General features: G+C 64.3%; 16 protein-coding genes. 6 read left to right on the top strand and 10 right to left on the bottom strand.

What is annotated here, in order from left to right:
- The first annotated feature begins 104 nt into the window (after positions 1 to 104).
- From AC1DQQ_RS04100 to AC1DQQ_RS04120, 5 genes are all read left to right on the top strand, one after another.
- A complete protein-coding gene (locus AC1DQQ_RS04100) occupies positions 105 to 1160 on the top strand; it encodes a pectinesterase family protein (protein ID WP_478044314.1) in 1056 nt (351 codons plus the stop codon).
- A gap of 37 nt (positions 1161 to 1197) precedes the next feature.
- Positions 1198 to 4638 carry a TonB-dependent receptor domain-containing protein gene (locus AC1DQQ_RS04105; protein ID WP_478044315.1) on the top strand — a complete coding sequence of 1147 codons (3441 nt, stop codon included), beginning with the start codon at positions 1198 to 1200 and terminating at the stop codon, positions 4636 to 4638.
- Positions 4639 to 4743: 105 nt separating this feature from the next.
- A complete protein-coding gene (locus AC1DQQ_RS04110) occupies positions 4744 to 6336 on the top strand; it encodes a family 43 glycosylhydrolase (protein ID WP_478040542.1) in 1593 nt (530 codons plus the stop codon).
- A gap of 2 nt (positions 6337 to 6338) precedes the next feature.
- Positions 6339 to 7166, top strand: a complete 828-nt coding sequence (locus AC1DQQ_RS04115; protein ID WP_478044317.1) for a rhamnogalacturonan acetylesterase — start codon at positions 6339 to 6341, stop codon at positions 7164 to 7166.
- Positions 7167 to 7252: 86 nt separating this feature from the next.
- Positions 7253 to 8302, top strand: coding sequence for a LacI family DNA-binding transcriptional regulator (locus AC1DQQ_RS04120; RefSeq protein WP_478044319.1), 1050 nt, complete (start codon positions 7253 to 7255; stop codon positions 8300 to 8302).
- 24 nt (positions 8303 to 8326) lie between these two features.
- On the opposite strand, the gene AC1DQQ_RS04125 is transcribed toward AC1DQQ_RS04120, so the two are convergent.
- From AC1DQQ_RS04125 to AC1DQQ_RS04155, 7 genes are all read right to left on the bottom strand, one after another.
- Positions 8327 to 8635 carry a zinc ribbon domain-containing protein YjdM gene (locus AC1DQQ_RS04125; protein WP_478040545.1) on the bottom strand — a complete coding sequence of 103 codons (309 nt, stop codon included), beginning with the start codon at positions 8633 to 8635 and terminating at the stop codon, positions 8327 to 8329.
- A gap of 22 nt (positions 8636 to 8657) precedes the next feature.
- A complete protein-coding gene (locus AC1DQQ_RS04130; RefSeq protein ID WP_478040546.1) occupies positions 8658 to 10364 on the bottom strand; it encodes a SulP family inorganic anion transporter in 1707 nt (568 codons plus the stop codon).
- On the bottom strand, positions 10348 to 10671 hold the full coding sequence (locus AC1DQQ_RS04135; protein WP_478040547.1) for a helix-turn-helix domain-containing protein: 324 nt from the start codon (positions 10669 to 10671) through the stop codon (positions 10348 to 10350). Before AC1DQQ_RS04135 ends, AC1DQQ_RS04130 begins: the two co-directional genes overlap by 17 nt.
- Positions 10672 to 10718: 47 nt before the next feature.
- The gene (locus AC1DQQ_RS04140; RefSeq protein ID WP_478040548.1) at positions 10719 to 10841 is read right to left on the bottom strand and encodes a hypothetical protein; all 123 of its coding nucleotides are present in this window, start codon (positions 10839 to 10841) and stop codon (positions 10719 to 10721) included.
- Positions 10842 to 10869: 28 nt separating this feature from the next.
- Entirely contained in the window at positions 10870 to 11334 is a 465-nt protein-coding gene (locus AC1DQQ_RS04145) for a nuclear transport factor 2 family protein (protein WP_478044320.1), read from the bottom strand.
- 300 nt (positions 11335 to 11634) lie between these two features.
- A complete protein-coding gene (locus tag AC1DQQ_RS04150) occupies positions 11635 to 13020 on the bottom strand; it encodes a tannase/feruloyl esterase family alpha/beta hydrolase (RefSeq protein WP_478044321.1) in 1386 nt (461 codons plus the stop codon).
- A 10-nt stretch (positions 13021 to 13030) separates the two neighbouring features.
- Complete coding sequence (locus tag AC1DQQ_RS04155) at positions 13031 to 13801, bottom strand: phytanoyl-CoA dioxygenase family protein (RefSeq protein WP_478044323.1); 771 nt, start codon at positions 13799 to 13801, stop codon at positions 13031 to 13033.
- Positions 13802 to 13894: 93 nt separating this feature from the next.
- Here AC1DQQ_RS04155 and AC1DQQ_RS04160 point away from each other — a divergent pair, with 93 nt between their 5' ends.
- Positions 13895 to 14689: a helix-turn-helix transcriptional regulator gene (locus AC1DQQ_RS04160; RefSeq protein WP_478044324.1), complete on the top strand. Its 795-nt coding sequence runs from the start codon at positions 13895 to 13897 to the stop codon at positions 14687 to 14689.
- A 47-nt stretch (positions 14690 to 14736) separates the two neighbouring features.
- On the opposite strand, the gene AC1DQQ_RS04165 is transcribed toward AC1DQQ_RS04160, so the two are convergent.
- The 3 genes from AC1DQQ_RS04165 to AC1DQQ_RS04175 all read right to left on the bottom strand — a co-directional run bounded on the left by AC1DQQ_RS04165 (position 14737) and on the right by AC1DQQ_RS04175 (position 19220).
- A complete protein-coding gene (locus AC1DQQ_RS04165) occupies positions 14737 to 15297 on the bottom strand; it encodes a YkgJ family cysteine cluster protein (protein ID WP_478044325.1) in 561 nt (186 codons plus the stop codon).
- Between the two features lie 92 nt (positions 15298 to 15389).
- On the bottom strand, positions 15390 to 16658 hold the full coding sequence (locus tag AC1DQQ_RS04170; protein ID WP_478044326.1) for an MGH1-like glycoside hydrolase domain-containing protein: 1269 nt from the start codon (positions 16656 to 16658) through the stop codon (positions 15390 to 15392).
- Positions 16659 to 16715: 57 nt separating this feature from the next.
- Positions 16716 to 19220: a TonB-dependent receptor gene (locus tag AC1DQQ_RS04175; RefSeq protein ID WP_478028614.1), complete on the bottom strand. Its 2505-nt coding sequence runs from the start codon at positions 19218 to 19220 to the stop codon at positions 16716 to 16718.
- Positions 19221 to 19318: the final 98 nt, after the last annotated feature.

Raw genomic sequence — 19318 nt, forward strand, 5'->3', positions numbered from 1 at the left:
GAAGATGACAACCTCGCGCCGGCTGAAAAAAGCGGAGAAACCGCTGGGGAGAGGACATGACTGGATGCGGCCGCGACCCCGTCCGGGTTGAGCGGAACCCATTGATGGCTTTGTACGCCCTCGATCGGCGGCGGTTCCTCGCCGGCGGCGTTGCACTGGGCATAGGGTCCCGAGCGCTCGCCGTGCCCGCAAGCAATCGGGGCGCCGCTGTCGATCCAAACGGCCGCCCAGGCACCGTTCCAACCCTCGCCGCCGCGCTGGAGCTGGCGGATCGCGCCGGCGGGAAACCTTTCACGATCCAGCTCGGGCCGGGGGTCTTCACCGAGAAATGCGTCGTCCGCGCGCCTAATGTGACGATCGCGGGCAGCGGGCCGCGGACGATCATCAGCTTCGGTGCCGCGGCCGGCCTTCACCGTCCGGACGGCGGGAAATGGGGCACCGGCGGCTCGGCCACGCTGACCGTTGAGGCGCCGGGCGCCACCTTGCGCAACCTTACCATCCGCAACAGCTTCGATTTTCTCCAGGACCGCATCACCCAGGCGAGTGGTGGCGCGCAGGCGGTGGCCTTGTCGCTCGGCCGTGGCGCCGACCGCTCCCGCGTCGAAAACTGCGCGATCGAGGGCTATCAGGATACGCTCTACGTCCAGGGTCGCGCGCGCTTCAGCGACTGCCGGATTTCGGGATGCGTCGACTTCATTTTCGGCGGCGCGGCGGCGTTGTTCGATCGCTGCGAGATCGTCAGCCGATTGGTCCCCGGCGCGGAGATCCAGGGCTATCTCAGTGCGCCGAGCACGCCGGCCGACCAGCCTTATGGATTGGTCTTCGCCGATTGCCGGATCGCGCGCGAGGCGGGCGTGCCCGACGCTTCCACCTATCTCGGACGGCCATGGCGCGCCGGCGGCAATATGCGGCTGGTGGGCGCCTCCACGTTCCTGCGCTGTTGGATGGACGCGCATATCCGCGCCGAGGGCTGGACCGCGATGGGGTTCACCGATCCCGCCGGGCAGAAGCGCCTGTTCCAGCCCGCCGATGCGCGGCTGTTCGAATTTGCCAGCCGCGGGCCCGGAGCCGGCCCGGCCGCGATCGGCCGCCGGTTGCTGACCGCCAGCCAGGCGGCGGCTTTCACACCCCGTGCCGTGCTCGGCGACTGGCACGGCTGACCGGCAATCGACCAGATCAAAAGAGGGAGGATCAGGAATGTTCAGGACTAGGATCAGGAAGGGCGCGATCGATACGGTGTCCCTGTCGGCATTGGCGCTCGCGGGACTCTTCGTGACACAGGGCGCATACGCCCAAACGGCCGGTCAGCAGGACACGACGCGCCCGCAAGGGACCGGCGCGAACACGACTGAGACCGCGAGTAGCGAGGGCATCAAGGAAATCGTCGTCACCGGTTTTCGCAATTCGATCGCGTCGGCACTCAACGACAAGCGCAATTCGGACGTCCAGATCGACGAGATCAACGCACAGGACATCGCCGACTTTCCCGATTCCAATCTGGCCGAATCGCTTCAGCGACTGCCCGGCGTGTCGATCGATCGCGACAATGGTGAAGGGCGCGGGATCACGGTGCGTGGGTTGGGCGGCGACTTCAACCGCACGCGGCTGAACGGCATGGAAGCGCTGTCGACGGCAGGATCGAACGATTCAGGCACCTCGCCCAACCGCAGCCGCGCGTTCGACTACAACACCTTCGCGTCCGAGCTGTTCAGTTCGCTGCGCATCCAGAAGACGCCATCGGCGGAAACCGATGAGGGGTCGCTGGGCGCGACGATCGACCTCGTGACCGGCAAGCCGTTCGATTACAAGGGATCGAAGTTCGCCCTCTCGGGTCAGGCGAGCTACAATCAGAACAGCAAGAAGATAAACCCGCGCATCGCCGGCCTCGCGTCAGTCAGGTTCGGCAAGGACAAGCGCATGGGCTTGTTGTTCTCCGGCGCATATAACCGCGAAATCAACATCATCGATCAGTACCAGCGTGGTCCGGGCGCGTCGGACTATCTCTACCGCAGCAGCCAATTCCTCGGCGAAGGCAATCCCCAACGCTCCGGCTTCTCGGCGCCGGCCGGGACCGCGCTGCCCTACAAGAACCCCGACGCGCTTGCCTTCCAGACCGGATCTGACCCGGCCGCCTATGCCAAGCTGTATCCCGGCGCACCGTTCAACACGCCGGGACGCTTCGACGATTCGCAAGTTCGCATTCCCGCTTTGCCGTCGCTGACTCATCAGGTGGTCAAGAATCAGCGCCTCGGTCTGACCGGCGCGTATCAATGGGACATCTCGTCCAAGACGCGGCTGACGATCGACGGCCTCTACTCTCGGTTCAAGAATGTCAGCGAGAACGATCAGCTCTCGCCGGTCGGCCTCAATCGCAACAACACCAATGCGGCGTACAACAACGCCACCGGCCGACTTACCCCGACCGCCGCGCGGGGCACCTATCCGGGGCTGTGCACGCCCAATGCCGGCAGCTCGATCGTGCCCGCGCAGGATTGCGGATCGTCGATGTACGGCACCACCCCCGCTTTTTCGACTGCGCTCGACGCCAAGGGCAACCTGGTCCCGGCGGTGCTTGGCAATGCGGCGGTGACGCCAGGCGGTACCAGCCCGGCCAACGCCAATATCTTCAGCACCAATCCCAACAATCTCGACCCCTATGATTATTACAACAACCCGAATTCGGTCGGGTATATCCCCTCGTCGAACGGCCTGGCTTATCGCGGCCAGTTGATCGGGCGGCCGGGGGTCGATGTGCTCGATGCCAATGTGACCAACGGTCTGGCCGATTATCTCGTTCTCCGGAACGTCGATTTCCGGTCGGCGGTCGACTATGGCGCGTACACGACGACTTTCTGGCAGGGCTCGGCACGGCTCGACCACGAATTCGCCGACAATTTCAAGATGACCGCGCTCTATGGCCAGTCCAAGTCGGTGAACTATTCGACCGGCTTGCTGGTCGAGTTCAACCGGATGGATTCGCCGCAGAATTTCGTGTTCGACGAACGCGGCGGCGGGACCATGCCCAAGATGGATTTCGGCTTCAACGTGGCCGATCCGAACAACTGGCAGACGGTCAAGGGTTTCTCGGCGGTCCGTCACTATGAGCGTTATGTCCGGAACACCTATAAAGGCGGCAAGGCCGATTTCGACTGGCAAGTGAACGACCAGTTCAACATCGGTTTCGGGGCCAACATCCGCGAATTCGGTTTCTATACGCAACAGGCCGAGCGCAACACCGACACGCTCAACCCCACGCTGCTCGAGGCCGGATCGACCACCGCAGCGAACAGCAAGATCGTGTCGTTCGGCACCGGCATCCAGGTGCCCGACGGCACCCCGACCAGCTTCGTCGTCCCCGACCTCGACAAGTTCAACAATTTGATCGGGTTCGAGTGCAATTGCATCAACAAATGGGGCGACTGGCGTCTGACCACGCTGCGCAACGGCGGGCAGAACAATTACGGCGTCGTTGAGAAGGACAAGGGATTCTATCTCGAGTTCGACTTCAAGACCGAATTGTTCGGACGTCCCTTTCGCGGCAATGCCGGCACCCGGGTGGCGATCACCGACCTGACCTCGACCGGGACGTCGCAAGCTGGGCGGCCGATCGTCGGCAAGAACAATTACACCGACTGGCTGCCGTCGATGAACCTGATCTACGAGCCCGTCCGCAACCTACTGGTGCGGTTCAGCGCATCGAAAGTGATGGCGCGGCCGCTGCTCGGCAATCTGTCGCCGACGATCACCAGCATCTCCGTCCCGAGCGACGGCAGCACGACCGGCGCGTCACTGACGATCGGCAATCCCAAGCTCAGCCCGTTCCRGTCGACCAACCTCGACGCCAGCATCGAATGGTATTTTGCCAAGGGCGCCCTGTTGTCGGTGGCGGCGTTCTCGAAGCAGATTTCGAGCTTCCCGCAGACCGTGCTGTTCTCGGCGCCCTTGTCCGACCTGGTCGGCGATCCCACGGTGGTCGCTGCGATCCGGGCCCAATATACTAACGTCAACCAGCTGGCCTATCTGGACAACAACTACGCCTTCACCGCGCGCCAATATCGCGATGCGCCGGGCGGATATCTGCGCGGCATCGAGGTCAGCTATCAGCAGAATTTCACCTTCCTGCCGGGCTTCCTCAAGAATTTCGGCGTGTTGGTGAACTACACTTATATCAAGTCGCAACTGACTTATATCCTCGACCCCGGCTCGGCGACCAAGCCGCAGACGGTAGGCAAGGGACCGTTTCTCGGGGTCTCGCCCCAGGCGCTCAATGCAACCTTGTTCTACGAGGTGAAGGGCTTCCGGGCGCGCGTATCGGTCGCGCATCGCAAGGGCTACAGCACGGCCTATCCGATCGCGGCGGGCTCGTGCAGCCCCGGCCTCACCACGGTCGGCAGCGGAGCGGTGGAATCGGTCGGCTGCGACGGTCCGCTGATCAACGACTTCGTCTACAGCCAGGCGACGACCAACGTCGACGCCTCGGTTAGTTTCAACATTTTCGAAAACTTCGCGATCACCGCGGAAGGGCTCAACCTCACCAACCAGACGAGCAACCGCTACGCCTATGAAGGGCAGGAGGCCGTGACCCAATATGCCAGTTCGGGCCGTGTCTTCCGCCTCGGCGCGCGCGTGACGTTCTGATCTGCCCTACCGTCCTCCCTGGGACGGACCTTTCCGCCGGTATGCAGCTCTGCGTACCGGCGGGTATTTTTGGCTCTGGATACCCTGTCGACATAAGGATCTCGAATGACCGTCAATAGAAGAGACGCTTTCGCCATGGCGCTGGCCGGCGGCGCCTCGGCATTGGCCCCGCGGGTCGCGGACGCGGCAGTGGCGCCGGGCAAGCCGGACGCGTGGAAGCGGGGAATCGACAATCAGCGCATCGCCGATCTTGGCGACGGGAGGTTCCTCAATCCGGTGCTGGCCGGCGATCATCCCGATCCCGCGGTGCTGAAGGACGGCGCCGATTACTATATGACGTTTTCCAGCTTCGATTCCTATCCGGGGCTGACCATCTGGCATTCGCGCGACCTGGTGAACTGGCAACCGCGCAAACCCGCGCTGACTCGCAATATCGGCTCGGTCTGGGCGGTCTCGCTCGCCAAGCATGGCGGGCGCTATTTCCTCTACATCCCGACCAAAGGCAGCCCGAATTCGATCTGGGTGATCTGGGCGGACTCGATCGACGGGCCGTGGAGCGAGCCGGTCGATCTCAAGATTCCCAATCATATCGATCCGTGCCACGCGGTTGGCGAAGACGGATCGCGCTGGCTGTTCCTGTCAGGCGGTGATCGCATCCGGCTGGCCGATGATGGCTTGTCGACCGTCGGCCAGGTCGAGCATGTCTATGATCCCTGGCATTATCCCCCCGAATGGGATGTCGAGAGCTTCTCGCCCGAAGGACCCAAGATCCATCGCCACGGTGACTGGTTCTACATGATTACCGCGGTCGGCGGCACCGCCGGGCCGCCCACCGGCCATATGGTGATCGTCGCACGGTCGAAATCGATTCATGGTCCGTGGGAGAATTGTCCGGCCAACCCAGTCGTGCGTACCGTCAGCAATGACGAGAAATGGTGGTCGCGCGGCCACGCCTCGCTGGTCGAAGGACCCGATGGCAGCTGGTGGTCGCTCTATCACGGCTTCGAGAACGGATTCTGGACACTCGGGCGCCAGGCGCTGCTCGATCCGGTGCGATGGACGCCGGACGGATGGTTCCGGATGACAGGAGGCGATCTGTCGCGACCGATCGCCAAACCTAAAGGTGGGCAGGCGTTGCCACACGGCCTGCGTCTGTCGGACGATTTTGCGACGCTCGACCTCGGGTCGCGGTGGAATTTCTTCAAGCCGGGACCGGGCGAACGCGATCGCCTCCGGATCGAGCATAACAGCCTGTTGATGAAAGCCAGTGGCAAGGCGCCGGTCGATTCTCCGCCGCTGCTGATCATCGCAGGCGACCCGGCCTATCAATTCGAATGCGATGTCGAGATCGGCCCCGGCGGCACCGCCGGGCTGGTGCTGTTCTATGACGAAAAGCTCTATTGCGGGCTCGGCTTCGACGAGCGGAATTTCGTCACGCACCAATATGGCATGGAGCGCGGCCGGCCAGCCAATCCGCATGGCCGCAAGATGCGCATCCGGATCGCCAACAAACGGCACATCGTCGCGATCCACACCAGCGGCGACGGCGGCAAAACCTGGCGCCGGTTCGACCGCGGCATGGAAGTGTCGGGTTATCACCACAATGTGCGCGGCGGCTTCCTGATGCTCCGCCCCGGCCTTTATTCGGCCGGACGCGGCGAAGCGCGGTTCAGCAACTTCAAGTTCGAGGCTCTCTGATCATGACGACCAAATTCGGCGCCGTCGCCGTTGCGCTCTCCTTATTCGCGATCCCCGCCATGGCGCAAACCGCGCCGCCCGCCCCGGCAGCGCCCGAACCCGTCAGGCATATCCAGCCGTCCAAGATCATCCTGGTCGGCGATTCGACCACCGCCGTGTTCGGCGGCTGGGGCCCCAGTTTCTGTGGCTATCACGTGACCTCGTTCATGGCGTGCGTGAACCTCGCCCGCGGTGGGCGCAGCACCGGCAATTATCGCGCTGAGGGATCATGGGACATCGCGCTGTCGGAAATGCGGACGCCGGGCTATCGCGACATCTGGGTCCTGATCCAGTTCGGGCATAACGACCAGCCCGGCAAGCCGGGCCGGTCGACCGATCTCGCGACGGAATTCCCGGCCAATTTGAAGCGCTATGTCGAAGAAGCGCGCGCGGCCGGCGCACATCCGGTGCTCGTCACGCCGCTGACGCGCCGCAGCTTCGTCGACGGCAAGCTGGTCAACGACCTCGCGCCCTGGGCTGCGGCGACACGCAAGGTGGCGGCGGAACTGAAGGTGCCCCTGCTCGATCTCAATGCCGACAGCGCGGCCGCGGTCGGTGCGATGGGTTCGGCGGCGGCCGATCGCTTTGCCGAGGTTCCGGTCGGCGCGGCACAGCCCACCCCACCGACGCCGGCACGATCCACCGAAGTGATGGTCAATCCCATGGCGCAGCCGAAATTGTCGTTCGACCACACCCATCTCGGCATCGAAGGTGCGAATTACTTCGCAACCATGGTGACTCGCGAGCTCTCGGTCGCGATACCCGAAATGCGCCCGTTGCTCGTTCCCTGATCGCGGCCGCGACCGCAGCGAAGCGACAGCGTCCTTGATTGCCGCGTGGCGATGCCCATAGGGGAGCGGCCCGGCCGGAGACCGCAATGACTAACCGACCCTCCAGACGACAGCGCAACGCACCGACGATCAGCGATGTCGCAGCGGCAGCGGGCGTTTCTCCGATGACGGTGTCGCGCGTGATCAACGGCGAGGCCAATGTACGCGACCGCACGCGCGAGCTGGTCAATGAGGTGATCCGCAAGCTGAATTACTCGCCCAGCGCCGCCGCGCGGTCGCTGGCCGGGGGCGAGGAGATGCGCATTGGGCTGCTCTACAGCAATCCCAGTTCCGCCTATCTCAGCGAATTCCTGGTCGGCAGCCTCGACCAGGCGTCACGCAGCAATGTTCAGCTGATCGTCGAGAAATGCGATGAGGATGCGCTCGAACAATCAGTCATCGATCATCTGGTCCAGGGCAGGGTCGACGGGATCGTCCTGCCGCCGCCGCTCTGCGACGCGACGGCGGTCCTGGCGGCCGTCGCGGAGCACGATATCCCGGCAGTTGCGGTCGCGACCGGCCGACCGATCGACACGATGGCGGCGGTCAGCATCGACGATCGCCGCGCCGCATTCGAGATGACGCGGCACCTGATCGGGCTGGGCCACCGCCGGATCGGCTTCATCATCGGCAATCCCAACCAGACCGCGAGCGCCGAACGCCTGGCCGGCTATCGCGCCGCTTTGGCCGGGAGCGGATTGGACGAGGAAGCGGGGCTGATCGTGCAAGGGCTGTTCACCTATCGATCGGGCCTCGACGGGGCCGAGCGATTGCTGACATTGGCCGACCGGCCAACCGCGATCTTCGCGAGCAACGATGACATGGCGGCGGCGGCGGTGGCCGTCGCGCATCGTCGCAGACTCGACGTGCCGCGCGACCTCACCGTGTGCGGGTTCGACGACACCGCGCTCGCGACGACGATCTGGCCCGAGCTCACCACGATCCGCCAGCCGATCATCGAGATGTCGCGGACCGCGGTTGAATTGCTGGTGCGCGAGATCAAGGATCGCAAGAACGGCAAGAGCGGCGCGCCGCAGCATCTGGTGCTCGATTTCGATCTCGTCCGGCGCCAGTCCGACGCACCGCCACTCGGCTAGATCCCGCGCCAGCCCAGGGCTTCGTCAGCGCTTGCGGACGAATTCCGCGCGCAGGACCAGGCCCTTGATGCCCTCGTAGCGGCAGTCGATCTCCTGGGCATCGCCGGTCAGTCGGATCGACTTGATCACCGTGCCCCGCTTCAGCGTCTGATTGGCGCCCTTGACCGTCAGATCCTTGATGAGCGTCACGCTATCGCCGTCGGCGAGCAGATTGCCGACGGCATCGCGGACTTCGATGGCATCGGAATCCTGCGCGTTCGCCGCAGCTGCAGAAGCGCTGATCCACTCGCCGGTGGCTTCGTCATATACATAATCGTCGTTGCTGTCGGTCATGGTCGGGCTTTCGTTCCAGCTATCAATTGAGCGTGGCGGGCGCGGGGTTGGTCGTTTTCACGATGCTTGCCGCAATTCGCAACGCTTCGGGAAAGCTCTCGGCATGGATGATGCCGGCATTGCCTCGCCCGAGATGAACGCGATCGAGCATGGCGAGAGGTTGCGGCTGCACGCCGGACAGAATGACCTGGGTGCCGGCGGCGTTTGACTGGCGCAGGATGTCGGCGATCGTCGTCGCGCCGCTCGCGTCGAGCAACGGCACGCGCCGCATGCGCAGGATGATGACTTTCGGCGTGCTGCCGATGCGCCGCAGCGTATCGAGCAACTCGCTGGCGATGCCGAAAAAGACCGGCCCGTCGATGCGGAATACCTCGACACCCGCGGGAAGAGCATCACGCTGATGAATATCCTCGCTGTCATCGTCGTCGGGCATTTCACCGACTCCCGCGTCGATCTGGACCGTCTCGCTCATCCGCATCATGAACAGGAGCGAGGCGAGCGTGACGCCGACGGCGATCGCCATGGTGAGATCGACCAATACCGTGAGCCCGAAGGTGAGCAGCAGTACCGCGCGATCGCCATTGGGCATGCGCAGCAGGTCGATGAAGCGCTTATGCTCGCTCATTCCCCAGGCGACCAGGAACAGGATCGCGGCGAGCGCAGCCATTGGAACGAACGCCATCAAATTGGTCGCGAACAGGATGAACAGGAGCAGGAACAGCGCGTGCAGCATGCCGGCCACCGGGGTCAGCGCGCCGGCCCGGATGTTCGTCGCCGTCCGAGCGATCGCGCCGGTCGCCGGCAATCCGCCGAACAGCGCCGAGGCGATGTTGGCGACACCCTGACCGACCAGTTCCTGATTGGAACGGTGCCGCGATCCGATCATCCCGTCGGCCACCACTGCCGACAGCAATGCCTCGATTCCCGCAAGGAATGCGATGGTGAAGGCGGACGGCAGAATCGCCTGGAACTTGGCCAGCGAGATCGACGGCAGCGCCGGTACGGGCAGGCCGGCCGGGATGTGCGGAAACCGAGAACCGATCGTCTCCACCGGTAGGTGCAGGAGCGCCACTGCCAGCGATGCGAGCACAACCGCGACCAGGAAACCGGGCACGCGTGGCGCCACCTTGCGCAAGCCAAGGATGAGGAGGAGCGACCCGAGGCCGATCGCCAGCGTCGTGGCATGGATGCTGCCGAGCGCGCCGAAATAGGCCTGCCATTTGGGCAGGAAATCCGCCGGCACTTTGTCGATCGACAGGCCGAGGAAATCCTTGACCTCGCTCGACGCTATGATGACGGCGATGCCCGCGGTGAAGCCCGTCACCACGGGATGTGGAATGAACTTCACCAGCGCACCGAGCTTGGCATAACCCGCGATGATCAGGAGAAAGCCGGCCACCAAAGTCGCGAGGAGCAGCCCGTCATAGCCGTGCTGCGCGATTACGTTGAACACGACTACGACGAAGGCGCCGGTGGGGCCGCCGACCTGCGCTCGCGATCCGCCTAGCGCGGAGATCAGGAATCCGGCGACGACTGCCGTGATCAGACCTTTATCGGGTGACGCGCCGCTCGCGATGCCGAGCGCCATTGCCAACGGCAGGGCAACGATAGCGACGGTCAGACCCGCTATGGCATCCCGCCTGAAACGATCGAATGTATAGCCTTCGCCCAGAACGGTGATCAGCTTGGGCGTATAAGCCGTCCAGCGCGGGTCATTGAGCACTGCCATTGGCTCCCGACGCCTGATCGAACATCATGGACGGCACGTGCTTGAGCGAGTCTCCGCTCAGCGTCTCTTTCAAGCGCACGCCGCGCCCCACTCCAACGCTCGGTGCATTCTCTCCGATCAGTTCGATGCCGGCGCGCTCGAGCGCGGATATCACCTTCACCAGCGTATCCACCACGCCGCGTACTTGGCCGCCCGATGCCTCCATGCGCTGGATCGTCGGTAGCGACAGTCCCGCGAGGTCGGCGAGTCGGCGCTGGTCAATCTCGAGAAGGGCGCGGGCGGCGCGCATTTGCTGGGACGTGATCATGGTGCCTCGTGATGTACAAAACATCAAGTTACAGATTTTGATATTAACTATCCAAACACAATATAGGTAATATGAGTTTCCGCCAAGCCGAATTCAGCGAGAAGCGCGCGCCCGGTCAACGCGAACTCGGTCGACAAGCGGGCGCACGCATCCACCTTGAACTTGCTCACGCCATGCCGCCTTTCCGCGTCCATCGGATCAGAAGCCGAAGTGACTGAGCCCGGGATGATCGTCGGGACGGCGACCCAGCGGCCAACGGAATTTTCGCTCTTCCTCGGTGATCGGCATTTCGTTGATGCTGGCATGGCGCGTCCGCATCAGGCCGTCTTCGGCGAATTCCCAGTTTTCATTGCCATAAGCACGGAACCAATGGCCGCTGTCGTCGCGATACTCATAGGCATATCGCACCGCGATGCGGTTATCGGTGAATGCCCAGAGCTCCTTGATCAGGCGATATTCGTGTTCCTTGTTCCATTTGCGGGTAAGGAAGGCTTGCGCCTCTTCGCGATTTGTCGCGAACTCGACACGGTTCCGCCACTTCGTATCGAGCGTGTAGGCTAGCGCGACCTTCGCGGCATCTCGGCTATTCCAGCCATCCTCGGCGAGCCGGACCTTCTCGATCGCGGTTTCCTCGGTGAACGGGGGTAGCGGTGGACGGGACATGGAATTCTCCTTCAGGGTGGCATTGGTCAATCCGTCGAAGACAGTCTGCTCGAAAGCGCCGGGTTGCTGAATGTCGAAAGCAGACAAGGAACCGTTGCACGCAGCGCATCAATCCCATTCAAAGCACCAGCAGGATGTGCTCTCGGCGTCGCTGAGCTGCAACACGAACGCGGCCGCGATCACTACCGCCCGGGGGACTGGGGGTCTGACCCGGAGTGCTGGCCTACCCGATCGGCCCCGCACCGGTGGAAGGGGAACTCCGGATCGCGCACCATCCAGTTGCTCGGTCAGATCAAAAACTCATCTCCCAGGCGTTCTCGCTGCGCCGAAGTTGACCGCGTGCAAAACGGCTGTGCGCCGCGGTGTGCCGTTCGGCAGCGACGCAGCGATCAGGCTGGTGGGGGCGGCCCCGCGCTCAACCCAGGCTTCGAGCGCGCGTCGCACGTCGTGTTGCGGATCGTCCTGGAGCGGAGGGGCGGGGAGGGATTGTCCGATGGCGTGGGGCGCGGCTCCACCCTGGCAATGCGCCATGCCGGGAATCAGGAACATGCGGTACGTCCGCATCAGTGCCTGGCCGCCACCGACCTCGGCCGCATGGGCGCGGGCATCGGCAACCGCGAATGCAGGGGGCAGGACGGCATCTGCGGTGCCGAAATAGGAGAGAACCTTGCCACCCTTGGCGGCGAAGCGCTCGAGGCTGCCAAGAGCGAACGTGCGACGGGTTGCCGGATCGATCGGGCTCGAGCGATAAGCCGCGATAGTCCAGCGACGCCCGCGGTGGAGCAGAAAGCGTGCGGCCTGCGTGGCAAAAGTCAGCTGCGACGGCACCGCAGGGTCCGGGTTGACGATCCAGCGCCGCCATTCCGCGGGGTCGGCGTCGCCGAGCGGATAGCCCGCCGCATCGATCACGCGCAGCGCCGCGTCCTGTGCGGGCGCGAGGCAGACGGCCTTGCGCCCGCGATCGCAAGCACGTCGAATGGCCTCTGGGGCGCATCCCATTTGCCCCAGGCGGCAAGCGGCATGGGCGATGGTTGCCAGATCGGCAATTCGCTCGGGAACGATCCATCCGCCGGGGACCGCGCGCAGCGCATGCTGGATCGTGGCGAATGCCTCGAGCCGGCGCGGCCAGTCCGTGGCGGGCGCGCCGGCAATAACCCCGTCCCAATCGTCGGGCCAGCGCGTCGCCGCGACCAGAGCCTGGCGACCGCCAAAGGAGCATCCCATGAAGTAGCGCCTTGCCGCCGACCGTCCGTAATAGAGCCTGGTCAGCGCCGCCGCGGCATCGGCGGTGACCTTGATCGATCGCCCGGCATAGTCCTCGATCAGATCGGGCCGGTTTGCTGCCCAACTCGCGTCGAACCCGCTCCCCTGGTGTCCGGTATCGGTTGCCGCTGCGACATCGCCGCGGCCGGCAGCCGCGGCCAGTGTCGCGCGATCGATGCTGCCGGCAAAGCCGCCATTCCCCATCTGGTAATAGCGCCCGCTCCAGGCGGCGGACGCGGGCAACCAGAGTTCGATCCTGATCGCGGCATCGCGGTGAGGGTGCGCGATAGCTTCGACCCGGCAAGCACCGTCGGCGACGCCTGCCGCTACGATGTCCAGGTTCGGAATGAACGCTCGGCGCAGCGCCGCGCACGAATCGTCGCGCGCCGCACCGAGCAGCATCAGCGCCGGCAGTGCGGCCACGAGGCGGCGATTACGCAGCCTTGTCTTCCCAGGCGAAGCGGAACTCCTCGGTCGAGGGGTCGATTCCGGCCAGCATCATCCCCTGACCCCGCGAGCCATGCCCTTCGCGCAGCGGCGGGTCGGCCGGATCGCGCAATTGCACCAGCAGCGTGGTGCGCGGCTCGTCCGATACATTGAGACCGGAACCATGGGCGAGGAGATAGGAGAAGAAGATCGCGTCGCCAGCTTGGGCCGGGATCGGCGTCGCCCCATCGAGCGGAAACCGGTCCTCTGGCAGGTGATGGTCAGCCCCGACGGCCGGGAGCGGTCCCAGTTTGTGGCTGCCGGGATAGACGCGCAGGCAGCCTTTCTCCTCGGGCGCATCGTCGAAATGCAGGATCACCGCGATTATCGAATGGTCGCGATGCGGAAAATAGGGGAAGTCCTGGTGCATCGGAAAGGGCGACCCCTTTTCCGGCGGCTTGATGAACATCTTGCTGTGATGGAGCTGGACATTGGGTCCGATGATCGCCTGCGCGACGCTGGTCAGCCGCTCGTCGACAAGGAGGCGGGTGAACGCCGCCGATCGGAACTGGACGTCGTGGCAATGCGTGATTTGCGTGTCTTGGCCGCGCACGCTTTCCCAGGTCGCGTCGTTCGATCCCTGGCGCTCGGCGATAGCATGGACCTCGGCGCGATAGGCGGCCGCCTCCTCCGGTGACAGAAGTCCGGCGATACGGACATAGCCATTCTCATGGTAGAAGCTGAGCTGCTCCGGCGTGAGACCAGGGATCGCAGTCATGGTGGAAAACTCCTGCTGAGATCCCGTCGTTTTGCCACGGATACGCCTTGAGGGCGATTGGCCGAACTGGCTCGATGTGGTAAAAATTCGAAGATGGATGGACTGGATTGGCCGATGCGCGCGGTGCCGCAGATCGAAGTGGCGGGACGCTTCGCGCTCGCCGATCGCGCTTACGAGACGCGCTATCTCGGCGCGACGCATGCGCTGCATCTTCACGATTACGATGGCACCATGCTACTCGCCGGGCGCGAGCAGGCGCTTGCTCCCGGCGATGTGACGATCAGCCCGGCGGGTCAGGCTTCGTCCTACGATCTGGCCGCGCCGGGGCAACATTGGTGCGTGCATTTTGCGGTGGAAGCGCGTGGTGATGATACCGCGCGCCTTCCGCTCCACTGTGCCGCGAGCATGGTTGCCGCGGTGCGCGAGCGCATGGCGCATATCGCTGCGTGCCATGCCCGCGCGAGCGACAGCCCGACCGCCGGCATCCAGGCAGGTCTTGCGCTACAGGCACTGCTGCTCGACCTCGCAACCCCGGAGGAACGCGTCGACAGCGCGGCCGAGCGGGCGGCGTCGTTGATCGACGCACGTTTCGCCGAGCCGCTTGACGTACCGGCGATCGCCGCGGCGGTTGGCCGGTCACAAGCGCATCTCGCCCGCGCTTTCCGCGCGCGCTACGGCACGACCATCCCGCACCGCCTGATCGCGCGGCGGGTCGAGCATGCGCGCTATCTGCTCGAGTCCACCGATCTGCCGATCTGGCGTATCGCCGAGCGCGTCGGGATTCCCGATCCGCAGCATTTCAACAAGAGCGTGCGGCGGATGCTCGGCGCCAGCCCGTCGGCGATCCGTGCCGCGAGCCACGCCGCGACGATCGACCCCGATCGGTAGCCGGCGCTCGGTTGTACGCCGCAGTCATCGTCGCGCGTCCAGAGAATCTAGCCGATTGCCGAGAACATCCCATAATGCTCGCGCCATGCGGCGACCTCGTCCCGCAGATGGGGAGGGGCAGGTTCTCCCGAGATGACGAGGCTGGCGACATCGGGCTCAGGGTGCATCAGCATCTTCTTCGACCCGTCGCTGAACCAGACCGGGACTAGCCCATCGCACAGGCTATCGAGGATGGTTGCGGCCATGCCATTTTCTATCGCGTCGTTGCCGGGGAGCGCACGAACGTTGATCGACACGCCCTCGAAGCAATTGCGCGGCTCGCGCTCGAAATTGAGCGATACCAAAAGCCCCGACCGGTCCGGCCGCGCTTCATCGGGCAAGTTCGCGACCCTGCGCCAGGCGCAGAACCACGACCGGCAGATATCGGGGCGCGCCGCATGGATTCCGCACCCATGCGAAGCGAGATGCTCGCAAGCTATTCCGGCAGGTTTCTTGAAGTCCGGTGCATCCATTTTGAGGACGGTGCAGCACGCCACGCAATCCCCACAGGCACGATCCGCGAGGACAGGCCCGAGTAAAATCGTTTCCAGGTCTGCCTCGGTGTGCATCCGCGCCCGGAGGTGCCTCGCCGGCCGTGGAAATACAAGTATCCGTTGGACCCCGGCCTTCGCCCGGGTGACGGAACGTTGGTGCCGCGCGGTCAGTCCTCAGACCAAGCCAACCCGATCGCGGCGGTCCAGGAGAAATCGTCGCCGCCCGATCCGCTGCCGTCGATCGGGTTGAACGCCTCGTAGAAACCGGTGGTACGGATCAGGTCGAGCGTGTCGGCGCGCACCTTGCCGCCCCAATTGTCATGGCCGGCCTCGGTCAGCCCGGTGCCGATCATCCAGTTGACCACTGCCCAGACCGGGCCGCGCCAATAGCGGATCATCTGGAAGCCGGGATCCTCGGGATCGAGACTCGGCATCAGATACCGCACCTTGCCCGCGATCCGTGCGACATGATCGAGCATCGCGGCGTTCTTCGCCGGGTCCGCGATTCCGGCATAGAAGCTCAGGAACGACGCGCTGGTGACGAAGCCCGAGAACCGACCGGTCAGCACGTCGCGCGAGCACCAGGTGTTTGTCGCCTCGTCCCACAGCCAGTTGATTCCGGCCTCGGCGCGCGCGATCCAGCCGGCGATCTCACTACCGTCGCGGCCGAGCTTGCCGGCTAGCGCGAGCAGGTCGCGATTGGCACGCAGCAGGATCATCGACATGCCGATATCGGCGACACGGAACGGGTTGCCCGCTGCAATCTTCCCATGATCCCAACCCTGCGCGCGGCCGTATTGGACCAGCGCGAGATAGCGGTCGTATTCGAGCTTGGTGGGCCGCATCTTGGCGTCGAGATGCCCGGTGTCGCGGCGGACATAAGCGCCGACGCCCGAGATATCGATCGGCTCGCCGGGCACGTCCCATTCGGGCGAATTGTCGCGGCCGGTTTCCCACGGATGCATCGCGACCACCACGCCGCGCGCTTCATGGTCGCGATTGACCGCGAACCAGCGATGCCAGGCGATAAGCTTGTCGAACAATGCCTCGACGCGCGGACGGAAATCCTCCGCGGCGCCGGCGGCTGTGGCGCTGTCCCACAACCGTCGCACGACGGTCGCCGCGACCGGCGGCTGGGTGATTCCGGAGGTCGGCGGTTCGGTTCCGGTCGACCAGACCGAAGGTCCGGGGAAATAGCCCTCGTCGTCCTGCCAGAATACGATATGCGGCACGAACCCGTCGGCCCATTGCACGCGGAACAGGGTCTCGACTTCCGTCCAGGCGCGATCGCGGTCGAACGTGTCGAAACCCAGCGCGACGAAGGCTGAATCCCAATTCCACTGGAACGGATAGACCCGGCCGTTGGGGACGGTGTAGCCACCGCGATCGTTGGCGCGCAGGATGGCGCGCGCCGCTTGCTGGAACTGATCGATCATATCCGCTTCGATAACAAAGCGGGAGCGGGCCGAAACCCGCTCCCTGAGGGAAGAACGTTAGAACTTGAGCGTCGCGCGCGCCGAGATGCGGCGCGGCAGGACCGGGCGGCCGACGAAATAGGCGCCGCCGACCGTCTGGTTGACGTCCTGGCGCGGCGATCCTTCGGTCACCGCGTCGGTGTCGAACAGGTTGAAGACGTTGATCCCGAGCCGAACCGAGCGGCGGTCGCCGAACGGCTTCACCTTGATGCCGGCATCGACGTTGAACACGTTCCAGCCGTCGAGGCGGATAGCATTGGTCGAGGCAGTGAAATTGTCGCCGGTATAGTTGGTGAAGAATGACAGATCGACCGTGCCGTCATCGTAATAGAGGCCGGCATTGTAGAGGATATCGGGCTGGCGCTCGAGATCCTTGCCGATCACGTTCAGGTTGGATGTGCCGTTCTGCATGAACTGAGTATATTTCGCGTTCTGCAGCGTCAGGTTGCCGTTGAAATGCAGGTATTTGTGGAGCTTGAGGTCGAGCGTCGCCTCGACACCCCAGGACCGGGTCGCGACCAGATTGACCTGCTCGGTGAACCCGCCCTGGCCGTCGTTGATGAAGTTGATCTGACGCCGGTTGTCGAGCTTGGTGTAGAAGGCGGCCGCGGTCAGGTTGAACCAGCGCTGGTCGATCTTGATGCCGCCTTCCACCTGCTTGATGATCTCCGGCGTGTACGAGGCTGGCTGGCCCAATGCGTTGAAGGTAACCGCGCGGATTTCGGGGAAGAAATAGCCGCGCGATGCGTTGAGATAAAGACTGACGCGGTCAGTGAGCTTGTAGAGTCCGCCAGCGGCCAACGCCCAGGCGCCGGTCTTCGGATGCGCGGTGAAATTCTTGCCGTTGCCCCAGATCACGTCGCGCAGCGCCGGCGCGAGGTTGGGTGTCGTCGAGTCGGTGACGACGACCGAGGTCTGTTCGCGCCGGATGTCGCCGTTGAACCATTCGTAGCGGCCGCCGATGTCGAAGTTGAAGCGGCTGCCGATCTTCATCTGGTCGGCGAAATAGGCGGCGTAACGTTCGACCTGGTGCGTGTTGTTGACGTAACCGGCGCCGGCATTGAGCAGCCCGTTCAAGGACACGATCGTCTGCGCGTTGGTGACCGGGTTGGTCACCACCAGATTGACCAGTCGCGGCTGGTTGTTGAACTCGGCGAGATAGGTGGTGGTGACGTTGTAATCCCGCGCCCAGGCGTTGCCGTAGAATCCGCCCAGCGTGAAGGCATGGCGGATCGATCCGGTATCCGCCGAATAGGTCAGGTTGAGCTCGGCGGTGGTGTCGTGATTGGGCCGGTTACGGTCGGTGATGCGGTTGGCGAACAGCAGCGAATTGGGTGCGACCGCGCCGCCGCCGGCATAAGTGAACTGCGCATTGGCGAGCGAGCCGAGGCCGCGGTTGGTCAAAAAGCTCTGCAGCGTCTCGGGAACGTTGATCAGGCCGTCGCCGTCCGACCACAGGCCGAATTTCGAGGCATATTGCGAATATTTGACCCGGCCGTTGATCGCGAAGCCGCTGTCGCCGAACTTCTTGTCGAACGCGAGGGCGACCTGGCCGCCCTTTGCGGCCGCGCCATCGGCGATGCCCGTGGTGAAGCGGCCATTGGGCGTGTTGAAGCCCAGCCCGAGGGCCGCGGGCGTCAGGACTTGATAGACGTCGTTGCCGTCATTGCCCGGAATGCGATTGCGGGTCTTTCCGTCGAGAGGGACGGGCAGGTAATATTGCGCCTTGTCGTCGATATACTGGCCGTACAGCGTGACCGAGCCGCTATTGTCGGGGAATTCGTATTTGAGGTTGCCGCGGACCTGCCAACCTTTGGTCGGCAAGCCGGTCTTCACCGGCCCGTCGTCGGTGCGGTACCAGCCCGACACCGCGAAGAACAGATTGTGGCCGAGCGGACCGCTGACCGCGAGATCGCCCTTGTAGCGGCCGCGTTCGGCCCATTCGAACTGCGCCGTGCCCTCCAACTGGTCGCCGCCGGTCTTGCTGATATAGTTGATCAGGCCGGCAACCGAGCCCGGGCCGAACAGGTTCGACACGCCGCCGCGGACGAATTCGAGCCGCTCGAGACCTAGGTCGTTGCGATAGTAGACGTCATAAGCGGTCGAGTTGAGCCCGAAGCTCGAGAGAACCGGGACGCCGTCATATTCGAGCGGGGTGAACTGATATTGTCCGCCGGAGGGCAGGCCGCGCACGAACACATTGGCCGCGACCTCGCCGCCACCGCCGTCCGCCTTGATCGTCGGGATGGTGTTGAGGATGTCGGCCTGGTTGGTCATGCTGGTGCGCTGCAGCTGGCTCGCGTTCATCGTCGTGACGGCGAGCGGCGTGTCGAGCGCCTTGCGGCCCACGCTGGTTGCGGTGACGATGATATCGGGCTGCGGCGCAGTCGCGGCATCGCCACTGGCGTCCTGAGGAGCGGCAGGCGCCGGGTCGGCGGGCGCGGTTTGCGCTGTTGCGGCAACCGGCAAGAGCGCGATCGCGGCAGTCGCCGCCAAAAGCGTGGTACGAAGCTGGGTGTTCATCCTGTCCCCTCCAATTTATGGTCACCTTGCGGTGCGGGCGCTGTTATCGCGCCATTTGACCCCTAAAGCCTGCTGGTTGCCGGCCGTCGCCGGAAGCC

The organism is Sphingomonas sp. P4_G3, from assembly GCF_056401105.1.

Excerpts from the sequence above, each read along its gene's own strand:
- AC1DQQ_RS04175 (WP_478028614.1), bottom strand. The coding sequence starts at position 19,220 with ATGAACACCCAGCTTCGTACCACGCTTTTGGCGGCGACTGCCGCGATC.
- AC1DQQ_RS04160 (WP_478044324.1), top strand. The coding sequence starts at position 13,895 with ATGGATGGACTGGATTGGCCGATGCGCGCGGTGCCGCAGATCGAAGTG.
- AC1DQQ_RS04135 (WP_478040547.1), bottom strand. The coding sequence starts at position 10,671 with ATGATCACGTCCCAGCAAATGCGCGCCGCCCGCGCCCTTCTCGAGATT.
- AC1DQQ_RS04115 (WP_478044317.1), top strand. The coding sequence starts at position 6,339 with ATGACGACCAAATTCGGCGCCGTCGCCGTTGCGCTCTCCTTATTCGCG.
- AC1DQQ_RS04100 (WP_478044314.1), top strand. The coding sequence starts at position 105 with ATGGCTTTGTACGCCCTCGATCGGCGGCGGTTCCTCGCCGGCGGCGTT.
- AC1DQQ_RS04120 (WP_478044319.1), top strand. The coding sequence starts at position 7,253 with ATGACTAACCGACCCTCCAGACGACAGCGCAACGCACCGACGATCAGC.
- AC1DQQ_RS04155 (WP_478044323.1), bottom strand. The coding sequence starts at position 13,801 with ATGACTGCGATCCCTGGTCTCACGCCGGAGCAGCTCAGCTTCTACCAT.
- AC1DQQ_RS04110 (WP_478040542.1), top strand. The coding sequence starts at position 4,744 with ATGACCGTCAATAGAAGAGACGCTTTCGCCATGGCGCTGGCCGGCGGC.
- AC1DQQ_RS04170 (WP_478044326.1), bottom strand. The coding sequence starts at position 16,658 with ATGATCGATCAGTTCCAGCAAGCGGCGCGCGCCATCCTGCGCGCCAAC.
- AC1DQQ_RS04125 (WP_478040545.1), bottom strand. The coding sequence starts at position 8,635 with ATGACCGACAGCAACGACGATTATGTATATGACGAAGCCACCGGCGAG.
- AC1DQQ_RS04145 (WP_478044320.1), bottom strand. The coding sequence starts at position 11,334 with ATGTCCCGTCCACCGCTACCCCCGTTCACCGAGGAAACCGCGATCGAG.
- AC1DQQ_RS04130 (WP_478040546.1), bottom strand. The coding sequence starts at position 10,364 with ATGGCAGTGCTCAATGACCCGCGCTGGACGGCTTATACGCCCAAGCTG.
- AC1DQQ_RS04165 (WP_478044325.1), bottom strand. The coding sequence starts at position 15,297 with ATGCACACCGAGGCAGACCTGGAAACGATTTTACTCGGGCCTGTCCTC.